We start from the raw sequence: 13,815 nt of genomic DNA on the forward strand, positions 1-13,815 counted from the left end.
CCTCAACGCTGGGCACGGCGTGCTGCCTGCGGCCTGCGCTGATCCCGTGATTCTATCGAAAGCGTCTTCATGTCCAATACCCTGCGCAATATCGCGATCATCGCGCACGTCGACCACGGCAAGACCACGCTGGTGGACCAGCTGTTCCGCCAGTCCGGCACGTTCCGCGACAACCAGCGCGTGGAAGAGCGCGCGATGGATTCGAACGACCTCGAAAAGGAGCGCGGGATCACCATTCTCGCCAAGTGCACCTCGGTCGAGTGGAACGGCACGCACATCAACATCGTCGATACGCCCGGCCACGCCGACTTCGGCGGCGAGGTGGAGCGCATCCTGAGCATGGTGGACGGCGTGATCCTGCTGGTGGACAGCAGCGAAGGCGCGATGCCGCAGACCAAGTTCGTGACCGGCAAGGCGCTGGCGCTGGGCCTGAAACCCATCGTCGTCGTCAACAAGATCGACCGCCCCGATGGCCGTCCGCAGGAAGTGCTCGACGAAGTGTTCGACCTGTTCGTCAGCCTCGATGCCAATGACGAGCAGCTGGAATTCCCGGTGCTCTATGCCTCGGGCCGCAATGGCTATGCCAGCGAAGACCAGGAAGCGCGCGAGGGCACGCTGAACCCGCTGTTCCAGAAGATCGTCGATCACGTGCCGCCGCCGGCTGCGGACGTTGACGGGCAGTTCAAGTTCCTCGTGACCTTGCTCGACCGTGACAACTTCCTTGGCCGCATCCTGACCGGCAAGGTCCAGTCGGGCACGATCAAGGTCAACTCGCCGATCCACGCGCTGGACCGCGACGGCAAGATCGTCGAGACGGGCCGCGCCTCGAAGATCATGGCGTTCCGGGGCCTTGAGCGCGTGCCGGTGGACGAAGCCAAGGCGGGCGACATCATCTCCATCGCGGGCCTGACCGTGGCGACAGTGGCCAACACCATCGCCGATCCAACCGTGACCGAGCCGCTTTATGCGCAGCCGATCGATCCGCCGACGCTTTCGATGCGCTTTGCGGTGAACGATTCGCCGATGGCGGGGCGCGAGGGCACCAAGGTGACCAGCCGCATGATCCGCGACCGGCTGGAGCGCGAAGCCGAATCGAACGTGGCGATCAAGGTGACCGAGAGCGCCGACAAGGACAGCTTCGAAGTGGCCGGCCGCGGCGAACTGCAGCTGGGCGTGCTGATCGAGACGATGCGCCGCGAGGGCTTCGAGCTCGGCATCAGCCGCCCGCGCGTGCTCTATGGCGAAGACGAGGACGGCGGCCGGACCGAGCCTTATGAAACCGTCGTGATCGACGTTGACGACGAGTTCGCCGGCACGGTCGTGGAAAAGATGGCGACCCGCAAGGGCGAGATGACCGACATGCGCCCCTCGGGCGGCGGCAAGACGCGCATCACTTTCTCGGCACCCTCGCGCGGCCTGATCGGCTATCACGGCGAGTTCCTTTCGGACACGCGCGGCACCGGCATCATGAACCGCCTGTTCGAGAAGTATGGCCCCTACAAGGGCCGGATCGAAGGCCGCAAGAACGGCGTGCTGATCTCCAACGGCGCGGGCGAGGCGGTGGCCTATGCACTCGGGCCGCTGGAAGAGCGCGGCATCCTGTTCGTGGGCGTGGGCACGCCGCTCTATGAAGGCATGATCATCGGCGAAAACGCCAAGCCCGACGATCTCGAAGTCAATCCGATGAAGTCGAAGCAGCTGACGAACTTCCGTTCGACCGGCAAGGACGATGCGATCCGCCTGACCCCGCCGAAGATCATGACGCTGGAACAGGCCATCGCCTATATCGACGACGACGAAATGGTCGAAGTGACGCCGAAGTCGATCCGCCTGCGCAAGGCGCTGCTCGATCCGCACGAGCGCAAGAAGGCCGGGCGGAAGAAGGAAGCGGCGTAAGCGCTGCGAGCTTCGGATGAGACACGAGGGGCGGCCTTTGCAGGCCGCCCTTTTCGTTTGGGGCCAGCGGGCATGGACCTTACCGCCCGGCAATGACATAGCCTGCGCCGAAACAACCGGAGCAGAATGATGCCGATTTCCCTTTACGATGCCGTCGTGCCTTCCAACCTCCAGATTCTGGGTGCAGTGGACAAGCTGCTGGACAAGGCCGAGGCGTTCTGCGCCGAGCATGGGCGCGGCGAAAGCGATCTGATCGATGCGCGGCTGGCACCCGACATGCTGCCGCTGGGCTATCAGGTGAAGAGCTGCGCAGCGCATTCGGTGGGGGCCGTCGCCGGGGTCAAGGCCGGCCTGTTTGAACCCGATCTGACGCCGTGGCCGACGGACTTCGCGGGCCTCCATGCGGCCATTCAGGGCGCCATCGCCGAGCTTTCCGCGCTGGACCCGGCGGAGTTCGAAGCGCTGGGCGAGAGCGACACGCTGTTTGCGTTTGGCGAGATGAAGCTGCCCTTCACTGGCGCGAACTTCCTGCTCTCGTTCGCGCAGCCCAACTTCTATTTCCACGCCACGACCGCCTATGCGATCCTGCGCGCACAGGGCGTGAAGGTGGGCAAGGGCGATTTCATGGGCATGCCGCGCATCAAGCGGTGAGCGCGGGCCTGGGTCCAGACAGGAGGGCGGCCTTTGCGGGCCGCCCTTTTTGCGTTTGGGGGGGTGGTCAGCCGCCCGGCCTTTCAAAAAATGCGCCCTGCCCGGAATAAAACCCTGCGCTGATCCGTTGATCGTCGTGGTAAGTCTTATGTGGGATTCGCGCAGCATTGGCTGGGCGGGAGCAGCATCGGGAGCAGGGTCATGTCCATTCATGCGGGGCTTCGTGTCATTTCCCTTGGGGCGCTGCTGGCGCTCGTGCCGGTGGGACCGGTGCTGGCAGCGGGCGGCGGTGGCGGCGGGGGCGGCGGCATGTCGGCACCAAGCCAGTCTGCGCCGCAATATGATCCGGCAGCGGAATACCAGAAGGGCATTGCGGCCTATCAGGCGCAGAACTTCAAGGATGCGGTAACGGCTTTCCGGCATGTGACCGATGTGGTGGCGACGCATGCGCCCGCGCAGTATCTGCTTGGTTCGAGCTATCTGCAGATGGGTGAATTCAAGAAGGCGAAGCGGCCGCTGGAACAGGCGGTGCGCCATGATGCCACGATGATCGATGCGCACCGCGATCTTGGCGTCGTGCTGGCGAAGCTGGGCGATACCGCCAAGGCGGGCGAGCAGCGCGACATGCTCACCGCGCGCAAGACGCAGTGCGCGGGGACCTGCCCGGATGCGGCCAGCCTCGATGCGGCAATTGCGGCTGTGGATGCCGCGATGGCAGGATCTCCGCAGGCCTATGCGCCGCAGCGCGCCATCGCGCCGCTCGCTTCGATCGACGCTGTCTATGTTTCGGCGGTGAGCAAGATCAACGAGCACCGCTATGGCGAGGCCATTGCCGAGCTGGAAAGTTCGCTGTGGGCGGCGGGCCCCCATCCCGACATCCTGACCTACCTCGGTTTCGCCAACCGCAAGCTGCACCGCTATGACGCGGCGCGTGGCTGGTATGAGATGGCGCTGGCGGTGGCGCCGACCCATCGCGGCGCGCTGGAATACTACGGCGAGCTCAAGCTGGAGCTGGGGGATGTGGCCGGAGCGCGGCAACACCTTGCGCGGCTGGATGGCCTGTGCGGTTTCGGGTGCCAGCAGGCCGACGAACTGCGCCGGTGGCTGCGGGAGTCTGGCAAATCCGCCTCCTGACGGCCAGCGCCGCGCTGGCGCTGATCGTGGCAACGAGCGCGTGGGGCGCCGGCGCGCCTGCGCTGAGCGCGCTGATCTGGATTGCGCCCGGGCATGAGGCGGCGGCGCTGACCCGCCAGCCGGCGATGTGTTCGCGGGCGGCAGCGGGCGATGCGCAGGTCATGATCGGCGAAGCTCTGTTTAACGCCCCGATGCTGCTGGGTGGGCAGGCCGCGCGCGCGGACATGAGCTGCGCCAGCTGCCACAGCAACGGGCGGCGCAATCCGCACTTTCAGCTGGACGGTGTTTCGGCAGGGCCCGGGACGGCGGATGTCAGCTCCAGCTTCTTCAGCCCGGCGCGGGCCAATGGACGGTTCGATCCCAAACCGATCCCTGATCTGGCATTCCCGGTGAACGTATCGCGGGATCCTGCTTCCGGCGCGCTCGAGCGGTTCCTGCGAGGACTTATCGTCGAGGAGTTTTCCGGGCGCGAGCCTTCGCCTGCGGCGCTTTCTGCGCTCGCGGCCTATGTCCGCGCGATCGGCGATTGCGGTGCGGAGCAGGAACAGCCGCGCCGTCTTGCCGATCAAATTGCGCTCGTGCGTCTCTCGGTCATGGCGGCGGAGCACCTTGCTGCTGCGGGCGATCCGGAAACGGCGGCGATTGCCGTGGCCGGGGCACGCCACCAGCTGGGACTGATCAACGAGCGCTATGCCGGACAAGGCCTTGCACGGGAGCGGGACCGGCTGCTGGCCGCATCACGCGCCTTGCAACCAGCCGCAGGGTCGCGCGCGCCGGAGCTGGCCGAGCTGCGGCGGTGGCTCACCGGGTTCGAGCGCAATCTGATGCCGATGCTGGCACGGTCCGAAGTGCGCTCGCTCTACGACGACGCGCGCGCCGGACTGTGGGTCAGCCGGAACCGCCCGGAATAAGGCAACCCCAGGCCTCGTTCGCGCGGCGCGCTGCCAGCCCATTCTGAATATCGCGAATCGTCATGACGGATTCGCTCGGTTTCTTTCAGGTGGCAACGGTCCGCCATGGCCCTGCGAAAATCCGGCGTTTCTGCTTGCCGGGTATGCTGGACCTGAGGAATGTCTTTACCCATCTGTTTCCAAGAGTTTTTTTAGCGTCCGAGCGAAGCAGACCGGGTGGCGGTTGATAAAGGCGTTCAGCAAAAGCGCCTTTAATCTGAACAAATCCTGCAAGCGCTATCCCGCCTCCGTTCAGGCAGCGAGGCCTAGACAGATCTTCGACGGCGACGAATCGCGGCGGGATGTTCCAGTCAGCCTTTCCTTCGCCTCAGGAGACGGACCATGTTGAGGTTTGCAAAGAAGGGGACGCTTGCCATCGCCCTTGCCGCCACGGCGCTCGCCAGTGCCACGCCGGCCATGGCCGATCCTTATGGCGGCTATCGCCACCACCGCGGCGGCGACGGCACCGGGGCGGCGATCGCGGGCGGGATCATCGGGCTGGCGCTGGGCGCGATCATCGTTTCGGCGGCAAACAGCAACCGCAACCGCGATCACTACGACCGCCGCTACGACAACCGCTACCGCGGCCAGGTTCAGTACCAGAACCAGTATCGGGGCCAGCCGAGCTGGCAGGGCGCCTACAACGGCGATCCCTATGACCAGCGCTATCAGGGCGGGCAGCCGGGCTACAGCCGCGATGGCTATCCGCAGGGCAACGACGGGTACTACGACCGGCGCGGCTATCGCGATCCGGACACTGATCAGGACGAATACCGGGGCAACTGATCGCAATATCGGGGCGGCGCGCCGCATCGGGCGCGCCGCTTCAGAAACGGTTCAGGGCGGGGGCGCTCCCTTTCACGGATGAGCGCAGGCCCGGGACCGGCCCCGCGCAGGAGAAGAGCCATGAAGCTTTGGAAACCAGGACTTGTCGCTGCCGCGCTTGCCGCCGGCAGCATGGTGATGGCGGTGCCGGCAGAGGCACACGGCCGGCGCGGCGATGATACCGCCGTGGCGATCGGCGCGGGCGTGCTCGGCCTTGCCGTGGGCGCAGCGATCGCATCGAACAACAATTCGGACGTCTATGTCCGCTACGACAATCGGCCGCGCTATTATGGCGGGTATTACCCCGCCTATCCGGTCTATCGCGCCTATCCGGCCTACCGCGCCTATCCGGGCTGGCGGGGCTATGATCCGCGCTACGAACAGTGGCGGCGCTGGCGCGAACACGAACGCTGGGAAGAACACGAACGCTGGGAGCATCGCGGAGGCTGGCGCGGCTGGTAAACTCGGGTCTGGTCGCACCCCTACGCTTTCACGATAACCCTGCTCGCACCGGTCACTTGCGCAGCGCATGCGCCCGCAGATGACCGGTGCGCCTTTCTTATGTGGGCAAAAGACACTATGGGCGCGCGGATGGACCGCACCGCCGAGACCGCCGCCGAGACCGCCATTGTAGAACCAGTGCAGGACGCATCACCCGTGGACGCCCCGCTGAAGGGGCTGCGCGTGGCGCTGCTGAGCGGCAACTACAACTATGTGCGCGACGGGGCGAACCAGGCGCTGAACCGGCTGGTGGGTTATCTCCAGCGGCAGGGTGCGCAAGTCCATGTCTATGCGCCCAAGGTGCGCAAGCCCGCATTTCCTTCGATGGGCAAGCTGGTGGGGCTGCCTTCATTCCCGGTGCCGGGGCGCGCGGAATACCGCATCCCGTTTTCGCTGGGCCGCAAGGCACGCGCCGATCTCAAGGCGTTTCAGCCCAATGTCGTCCACGTCTCATCGCCGGACCCTGCCGCACACCGCGCCGTCAGCTGGGCGCGGGGGCGCGGATTGCCGGTGCTGGCGAGCGTACACACCCGCTTCGACACTTATCCGCGCTATTACAACATGGCCTGGCTGGAGCCGATCCTGACCGCGCTGCTACGCCGGTTCTATCGCCGCTGCGATGCGCTGGTCGCCCCATCGGAATCGATGGCGCAAGTGCTGCGCGAGGAGCGGATGAACTATGACATCTCGCTGTGGTCACGCGGGGTGGATCGGACGATCTTCAATCCCGGGCGGCGCGATCCGGAATGGCGGCGCAGCCTGGGCATTGCCGACGACGAGGTGGTGATCGGCTTCCTCGGCCGGCTGGTGATGGAAAAGGGGCTCGACGTGTTTTCGGACACGATCGACGAACTCGCCCGCCGCAGCGCAAAGGATGGCACGCGCCACCGGGTGATGGTGGTGGGCGAAGGCCCGGCGCGCGCGTGGTTCGAGGCGCGGCTGCCGGGCGCTGTCTTCACCGGGTTTCAGGGCGGCAAGGATCTGGGCCGCGCAGTGGCGGCGATGGACGTGCTGTTCAACCCATCGGTAACCGAGACGTTCGGCAACGTGACGCTGGAAGCGATGGCCTGCGGCGTGCCGGTGGTGGCAGCGGCAGCCACCGGGAGCCAGAGCCTCGTTTCCGATCGCGTTTCGGGCCGCCTCATCGCGCCAGGTGCGCTGCACCAGTTTGCCGAGGCCCTGCGCGCCTATGTCGAGGATGGCGCACTGCGTGCAGCGCATGGCGCTGCGGGCGAAAAGCGCAGCCTCGATTTCAGCTGGGATGCGATCAACCAGGCCGTGGCGGACACGTACCTCAGGCTGATCCGGCAGAAGGACGCGCTGAAGCAGCGCTGAGCGTTCCGCTAAGCCACCCGTTCAGAACACGAAATCGGCCGCAGTGAGGTTTGCCTTGAGCACGCCTTCGAGCACGACGCCGATGCCGGGTGCGAGCGAGATGATGGTGTCGCTGCCCTGCTGCCGGGAAGCGGCCATGACCTCGGCAAAGGTATCGTAGCGGCTGTCCCACGCAATGAGCAGCCGGTCCTCGGTGCCGCCGGCGGTGAAATCGCGAATGCGGTCCCAGCCGCTGTCCGGCCCGAGCACGAAGGCATCATCGCCGGTGCCGCCAAGGAGCACATCGTTGCCGGCGCGCCCGTCGATATAGTCGCCGCCCTCGCCGCCCGTGATCGTGTTGACCCCGGCATTACCATAGAGCGCATCGCTCGCGCGGCCGCCGCGCAGGTTCTCGAAGCCGGTGAAGCTGTCGCCCTGCCCATCGTCACCAAAGCCCTGACCGGAATTGAGATCGACCGAGACCCATGTGGTCGACGTCTCATAGCTCAAGGTATCGATGTCGCCGCCGCCGCTCATCGTGTCGGCTCCCGCGCCGCCGATGACGGTATCGCGGCCCGCACCGCCGGTCAGCGTATCGGCGCCGGCACCGCCCATCAGGGTATTGCCGGTCGCGCCGGCCTTGAGCGTATCGCCCAGAGCAGACCCCTCGACACCCTCGAAGCCCGAGAAGGTATCGCCGGTGGCATCGCCGCCGCTGGCGGTGCCAGCACCGAGATCAACCGTGACGGCAGCGGCGGAGCCAGTGTAATCGAGCCTGTCGATGCCTGCGCCGCCGATCAGCGTATCGGCCCCGGCACCGCCGCGGATCACGTCATTGCCGTTGCCGCCGTCGATCCGATCGACGCCGCCACCGCCGACGAGAATGTTGCCCTCGGTATTGCCGGTCAGCGTATCGTTCTGATCGCTGCCGATGATGTTGCGGATGCCGGTCAGCACGTCACCGGTGGCATCGCCGCCGCTGGCGGTCTGCGCGGCGAGACTGACGGTAACGCCGCTGGTGGAACCGGCATAGCTGGCGCCGTCGTCGCCATCGCCGACCAGCGTATCACCGCCAAGGCCGCCGACGAACCAATCGGCACCGCCGCCACCTGCAATGCTGTCGTCTCCCGCCCCGCCGAAGATGTAGTTGCTGGCGGCATTGCCGGTGAGGCTATCGGCAAAGCGGCTGCCGATGATGTTCTCGATGCTGAAGAAGGTATCGCCCGCCGCCTCGCCCGATCCGGGGAGGCCGCCGAGGTTGACGGTGACAGCGCCGCTTGCCGAGGCATAGCTCGCGTAATCGGTGCCGTTGCCGCCGACCAGCTGGTCTGCGCCCAAGCCGCCCTCGAGCGTATCGTTGCCATCGCCGCCGACCAGCCGGTCCGCGCCGCCAAGGCCGAAGAGCTGGTCCATCCCACCCGCGCCGGAAATGACATTGCCGAGCCCGTTGCCGATGCCTGTGAAGACCGGCAGCGCGACCAGATTGGTGAGGTTTTCAACTTCGGCGCCAAGCGAATAGGTGGAGCGGCCATCGATGCGGGCCTCGTCCACGCCGCCGCCCGCTGCCTCGACGATACGGTCGCCGGCGCTGTCGATGACATAGGCATCATCGCCCGTACCGCCGGTCATGAGGTCGTCGCCGCTCCCCCCATCGAGCCGGTCGCTGCCCTGGCCGCCCTCGAGCTTGTCATTCCCGTCATAGCCATAGAGCACATCGTCACCGCCGAGGCCGGAGAGCGTATTGGCCTCGTTGTTGCCGTAGAGGGCGTTGGCCTCGCCGTTGCCCGTCCCGTTCAGCGGGCCGTTGCCCCAGAGGATCAGGTCCTCGATATTGGGGGCAAGAATGGTGCTGATGGTCGAGAAGACGAGATCATGGCCGCCGCCAATGTCTTCGACGATCCTGTCGCCGGTATCGTCGACGTAGTAGGTATCGTCGCCGGTGCCGCCGGTCATCCGATCGGCGCCGCTGCCGCCGTCGAGCTTGTCGTTGCCTGCGCCGGCGACGAGCGTATCGGCCCCGCCGCCTGCGTCGAGCAGATCGTTGCCGCCCGCCCCGGTCAGCGCATCATTGCCCGCGCCGCCGAGCAAGATGGCATCGCCATCGGTGACGGCCGCCGTGAGGGTGACGCTGTTCTGCGCGAGCGCGGCGTTGAGGATGCGGAAGCGGCCGGACGCTTCCTCGCCGCTGAAACCGTTGACGGCGTAGAAATCGAGGCTGCCATCGGCAATCGTATCGCCCGCAAAGCTGAGGCTGATGGAGCCGAAGCCGCTGTCCCATCCGTAGCCGCCGTAGCCATAGTAGCCGTCCGAGCCGGAGTAGGAGAAATTCCACGTGGTTTCGTAGAACTGCTCGAAAGTCTCCGGATCGTTATAGCCGGGGATGTAGTAATCGACGCTCACATCGAAGGCGCCTGACGCGCGATCGACGAAGACGTTGAAGGTGGTGGTCCCTACCATCGTCAGCTCTCCCCAGCCCAATAGGGCTTAATACCTAGAAGAGTGCCATGGATGGGCGCGCGACGCGAATATCCGATACGGATGCAATCGTGATTTGCGGCAAGGGGAGCCGGGGCAGCGATGTAGCGATCAGGTGAGCACGCCTTTGGCTGCCATGCTGCGCGCGTAGATCAGGAAAAAGACGAGCGCACTCCAGATCGTGAGCACGAGTCCCGCCGGTGCGGCCTCCGGCGGGTGGAACCAGAATGCCTGCGTGAGCTGGCTGACAGCAAGGCCGAGGAGCGAAAGCGCGAAGGCCGGAGCGGCCTGGCGCGAGCGGGCAATGAGCAGCAGCGAGCCCAGCAGCGAGCCCCAGACGCCGAGCGCCCAGAATGCAGTGAGCCATGCGGGAAGCTTGGCCATATAGGCGGCGCTTTCGGCGTTCATGCCCATGCTGGCGAAGTAGCTTTCGGGCGAGAGCTTCGACATCAGGTAATCGTAGCAGCCGAACAGATTCCACAGCAGGCTGAGCACCGCGATGATCCAGAACGATACGGGGGTTTTCGGTCTTGGGTTCAGGGGCATGGATGATCTCCCTCTCCGGCGGGGAGCTTACGCCGGAGAGGGAGCGCTGGCAATCAGCCATCCAGATCGGACCATGCCCACGTCAGCTCTTCGCGGAAGGCGAAGCGATCGATGTGACGCTCGACCGCGCCCTTGAGGCCGTCCCGCTGGCCCGGCTCGCTGGCGGCGATGTGGCATTCGAGTGCATCGGGCTGCGCGGTGAAGGTGACCACCGCATCCCCCGCCCACGCTGCGCCGCGCGCGTCACGCGGGAAGGTGACGGTGCCCTGCTGCGCATCGAAGGTGACGGCGAGGTTGTGTTCCCAGTGTTTGCAGACCTGCTGGAGGTATTTGCTGGCATGCTGGGTGGCGACGATGGCCTGTGCGCTGCTCATTGCGCGGCGCCCAGGCGTTCGATCTTGCGCGCCGCTTCGTCCAGGATATCGGCGATCTGGTGCGCGGTAGCCTCATCCAGCCCGCCGCCGGCCTTGTGGCGCAAAGCGAGCATGAGATTGGCGACGGCGCGGCGCAAAGGCGGGCTGCCGCTGCGGCCTTCCGCCTCGGACCGGGCCTTGCCGAAATCGCCGAGGCGCTGGACGACGGCCTTGGCTTCCTCCATCCGGGGCGCGAGTTCGGAGCGGCCGGCCTCGGTCATGGTGAAGGCCTTGCGGGCGCCCTCCCCCGGAACTTCGGTGATCATGCCTTCATCAACCAGCAGTTGGAGCGTGGGGTAGACCACGCCGGGGCTGGGCGCATAGGCGCCGGCGGCCAATTCCTCGATGGCCTTGATGAGTTCGTAGCCGTGGCGGTCTTGTTCATCGAGCAGGAGGAGCAGGAGCAGGCGCAATTCGCCGGGGCCGAACATGCGTCCACCCCGCCCGCCGTGGCGGCCGCGACCGCGAAAGCCTGGGCCTTCATCGTCCCAGTCTTCGCCGCCGAATCCGCCGCCCCAACCGCCGCCGCGATGACCCCATCCTCCGCCGAAGCCGCGCGCCATCATTTTCATGGCGAAGTGATGCCCGAGGCCGTGTTTGTGGCCATGGTCATGGCCGTGTCTGTGAAATCGCATTGCATATCCTTGATGCTTCATGATGGCTCTAAGATATATCTTTAAACGCTCTTGGCAAGAGGGTGAGCGAGAGTTTTTGCTGGTCGGGCGGCGGAAGGAAGCCAAACCCCGGATCAAGTCCGGGGTGACGAAGGAAGAAATGAGCTATGTTTCAGATACATAATCCCGTCACCCCGGGCTTGACCCGGGGTTCGGCTATTCTTCCTGCGCTGGGCGCGCCGCGCAACGTGCGGGGTGACGGGCAAGGCCTGCGTTGGTATCGCCGGAGTCGGATGTCCGACCTCTTCGCCCCCTCCCCTGCCGAAACGCCGCGCGATGCTGCCGGCCACGATGCGCCGCTGGCCGAGCGGTTGCGTCCGGCGAACCTTGGCGAAGTCGTCGGACAGGATCACCTGACCGGGCCGGATGGCGCGATTGGCCGGATGGTGGCGGCGGGGAAGCTTTCCTCGATCATCCTGTGGGGCCCGCCGGGCACCGGCAAGACGACCATCGCGCGGCTGCTCGCCGATGCGGTGGGCTTGCGCTATGTGGCGATCAGCGCGGTGTTTTCTGGCGTGGCGGACCTCAAGAAGGCCTTTGGCGAGGCCGAGGCCATGGCGCAGATCGGGCGCAAGACGCTGCTGTTCGTGGACGAGATCCACCGCTTCAACCGCGCGCAGCAGGACGGGTTTCTGCCCTATGTCGAGAAGGGCACCGTCACGCTGGTGGGCGCGACGACCGAGAACCCGAGCTTTGCGCTGAACGCGGCGCTGCTGAGCCGGGCGCAAGTGCTGATCCTGCACCGGCTGGATGCCGACGCGCTGGGATCGCTGCTGGCGCGGGCGGAGGAGCTGACGGGGCTCAGGCTCCCCCTCACCCCGCCTGCGCGCGAGGCGCTGATCGCTTCGGCGGATGGCGACGGGCGGTTCCTGCTGGGGCAGGCCGAGACGCTGTTTGACGTGTCCTTGCCCGCGCCGCTGGGGCCGGAGGAACTGGCGAAGTTCCTGATGCGGCGCGTGGCGGTCTACGACAAGGACCGCGACGGGCATTACAACCTGATTTCGGCGCTCCACAAGGCGCTGCGCGGATCGGACCCGCAAGCCGCGCTCTACTACATGGCGCGGATGCTGACGGCGGGCGAGGAGCCGCTCTACGTGCTGCGGCGGCTGGTGCGCTTTGCGAGCGAGGATATCGGACTGGCGGACCCGCAGGCGCTGGTGCAGTGCCTCGCGGCGAAGGATGCGTACCAGTTTCTGGGCTCGCCGGAAGGAGAGCTGGCCATCGTGCAAGCCTGCCTCTACCTGGCGACAGCGCCCAAATCGAACGCGGCTTATGCGGCGCAGAAGGCGGCCTTCAAGAGCGCGCGGGAGACAGGTTCGCTCAGCCCGCCCCCGCATATCCTGAATGCGCCGACCAAGCTGATGAAGGACATCGGCTATGGCGAAGGCTATTCCTATGACCACGAGGCCGAGGATGGCTTTTCCGGCGCGGACTACTGGCCGGAAGAGATGCGGCCACAGCAGTTCTACAAGCCGGTGGAGCGCGGGTTCGAGCGCGAGATCGTGAAGCGGCTGGATTGGTGGGACAAGAAGCGGCGCGAGCGGCGGGGGGAATGAAGCCGCAGCGTTTCAAACATTTCGCAGCGATTGACTGGTCCGGCGCGGCGGGGGAGCGGCACCGGGGGATTGCGGTGGCGATCTGCGGGGCGGGCGGCGCGGCGCCGAAGCTGGTGCGGCCGGGGCATCGCTGGTCGCGGAGCGAGGTGCTCGAGTGGCTCCGGGATGACTTGCCGGCGGATGCCTTGGTGGGGATGGATCTGGGCATTTCCCTCGCCTTCGTGGATCGCGGCGCGTTCTTTCCCGGTTGGGCGGAGAGCCCGGCGGACGCGAAGGGCTTGTGGGCGCTGATCGATGCGATTTGCGGCCATGAGCCGCACTTATCGGTGGGGGCGTTTGTCGATCATCCCGAGGCTTCGGCGCACTTCCGGCGGCATGGCGGACGCGAGGGGGCGGCGTTCGGAGGCGGGCGCGGGCGGCTCAGGGCTTCCGAGCTGGCGCAGCAGGCCATGGGGTGCTCGCCCTATTCGAACTTCAACCTCGTCGGCGCGGCGCAAGTGGGCAAATCGAGCCTTTCGGGGATGCGGGTGCTGCACCGGCTCGGCGGGCGGCATGCGGTCTGGCCGATCGATCCGCTGCCCGCGGCGGGCTCGGTGATCTGCGAAATCTACACGACGATTGCGGCCATGGCGGCGGGGCGCAGCGCGAGCCGGTCGAAGGTCAGGGATGGCGCGGAGCTCGACGAAGCGCTCGCCCGGCTGGGGAGCGCGCCGGTGGGCATCGTGGGCGCGGTGGATGATCACACGAGCGATGCGCTGATGGCGGCGGCATGGCTGCGCAAGGTGGCGCACGATCCGGCGCTGTGGTCGCCCTCTGGGCTGACGGATGCAATTGCCCGCACCGAGGGCTGGACCTTTGGCGCCACCTGACGCTAAGGACG

Annotated in this window: 13 protein-coding genes; 9 read left to right on the plus strand and 4 right to left on the minus strand. The window is 66.3% G+C overall.

What is annotated here, in order from left to right:
- Positions 1-69: 69 nt before the first annotated feature.
- From typA to ACO06X_RS06930, 7 genes are all read left to right on the plus strand, one after another.
- A complete protein-coding gene (gene typA / locus ACO06X_RS06900; protein WP_421839203.1) occupies positions 70-1,896 on the plus strand; it encodes a translational GTPase TypA in 1,827 nt (608 codons plus the stop codon).
- 129 nt (positions 1,897-2,025) lie between these two features.
- Positions 2,026-2,547 (plus strand): DUF1993 domain-containing protein, encoded by a 522-nt coding sequence (locus ACO06X_RS06905; RefSeq protein ID WP_421839204.1) that lies wholly within the window; start codon positions 2,026-2,028, stop codon positions 2,545-2,547.
- 201 nt (positions 2,548-2,748) lie between these two features.
- Positions 2,749-3,681, plus strand: a complete 933-nt coding sequence (locus ACO06X_RS06910; RefSeq protein WP_421839205.1) for a tetratricopeptide repeat protein — start codon at positions 2,749-2,751, stop codon at positions 3,679-3,681.
- On the plus strand, positions 3,648-4,592 hold the full coding sequence (locus ACO06X_RS06915) for a hypothetical protein (RefSeq protein WP_421839206.1): 945 nt from the start codon (positions 3,648-3,650) through the stop codon (positions 4,590-4,592). The genes ACO06X_RS06910 and ACO06X_RS06915 overlap by 34 nt, the downstream gene beginning before the upstream one ends.
- A gap of 381 nt (positions 4,593-4,973) precedes the next feature.
- Positions 4,974-5,417 (plus strand): hypothetical protein, encoded by a 444-nt coding sequence (locus tag ACO06X_RS06920; RefSeq protein WP_298169499.1) that lies wholly within the window; start codon positions 4,974-4,976, stop codon positions 5,415-5,417.
- 120 nt (positions 5,418-5,537) lie between these two features.
- Positions 5,538-5,918 carry a hypothetical protein gene (locus tag ACO06X_RS06925; RefSeq protein WP_421839207.1) on the plus strand — a complete coding sequence of 127 codons (381 nt, stop codon included), beginning with the start codon at positions 5,538-5,540 and terminating at the stop codon, positions 5,916-5,918.
- A 129-nt stretch (positions 5,919-6,047) separates the two neighbouring features.
- The gene (locus tag ACO06X_RS06930) at positions 6,048-7,292 is read left to right on the plus strand and encodes a glycosyltransferase family 4 protein (protein WP_421839208.1); all 1,245 of its coding nucleotides are present in this window, start codon (positions 6,048-6,050) and stop codon (positions 7,290-7,292) included.
- A gap of 21 nt (positions 7,293-7,313) precedes the next feature.
- Here ACO06X_RS06930 and ACO06X_RS06935 read toward each other — a convergent pair whose 3' ends face one another.
- From ACO06X_RS06935 to ACO06X_RS06950, 4 genes are all read right to left on the minus strand, one after another.
- Positions 7,314-9,728 (minus strand): beta strand repeat-containing protein, encoded by a 2,415-nt coding sequence (locus ACO06X_RS06935; protein ID WP_421839209.1) that lies wholly within the window; start codon positions 9,726-9,728, stop codon positions 7,314-7,316.
- Between the two features lie 129 nt (positions 9,729-9,857).
- Entirely contained in the window at positions 9,858-10,292 is a 435-nt protein-coding gene (locus tag ACO06X_RS06940) for a hypothetical protein (RefSeq protein WP_421839210.1), read from the minus strand.
- 53 nt (positions 10,293-10,345) lie between these two features.
- Positions 10,346-10,666, minus strand: coding sequence for a DUF2218 domain-containing protein (locus tag ACO06X_RS06945; RefSeq protein WP_421839211.1), 321 nt, complete (start codon positions 10,664-10,666; stop codon positions 10,346-10,348).
- Complete coding sequence (locus ACO06X_RS06950) at positions 10,663-11,277, minus strand: PadR family transcriptional regulator (RefSeq protein WP_421839212.1); 615 nt, start codon at positions 11,275-11,277, stop codon at positions 10,663-10,665. The genes ACO06X_RS06945 and ACO06X_RS06950 overlap by 4 nt, the downstream gene beginning before the upstream one ends.
- Before the next feature lie 335 nt (positions 11,278-11,612).
- On the opposite strand from ACO06X_RS06950, the gene ACO06X_RS06955 reads away from it, so the two are divergent.
- Both ACO06X_RS06955 and ACO06X_RS06960 read left to right on the plus strand, forming a co-directional pair.
- Positions 11,613-12,935 carry a replication-associated recombination protein A gene (locus ACO06X_RS06955; RefSeq protein ID WP_421839213.1) on the plus strand — a complete coding sequence of 441 codons (1,323 nt, stop codon included), beginning with the start codon at positions 11,613-11,615 and terminating at the stop codon, positions 12,933-12,935.
- Positions 12,932-13,804 (plus strand): hypothetical protein, encoded by an 873-nt coding sequence (locus ACO06X_RS06960; protein WP_421839214.1) that lies wholly within the window; start codon positions 12,932-12,934, stop codon positions 13,802-13,804. The genes ACO06X_RS06955 and ACO06X_RS06960 overlap by 4 nt, the downstream gene beginning before the upstream one ends.
- The last annotated feature ends 11 nt before the right edge of the window (positions 13,805-13,815 follow it).

The sequence above is a fragment of the Novosphingobium sp. genome (genome assembly GCF_965229225.1).
Classification (GTDB): domain Bacteria; phylum Pseudomonadota; class Alphaproteobacteria; order Sphingomonadales; family Sphingomonadaceae; genus Novosphingobium.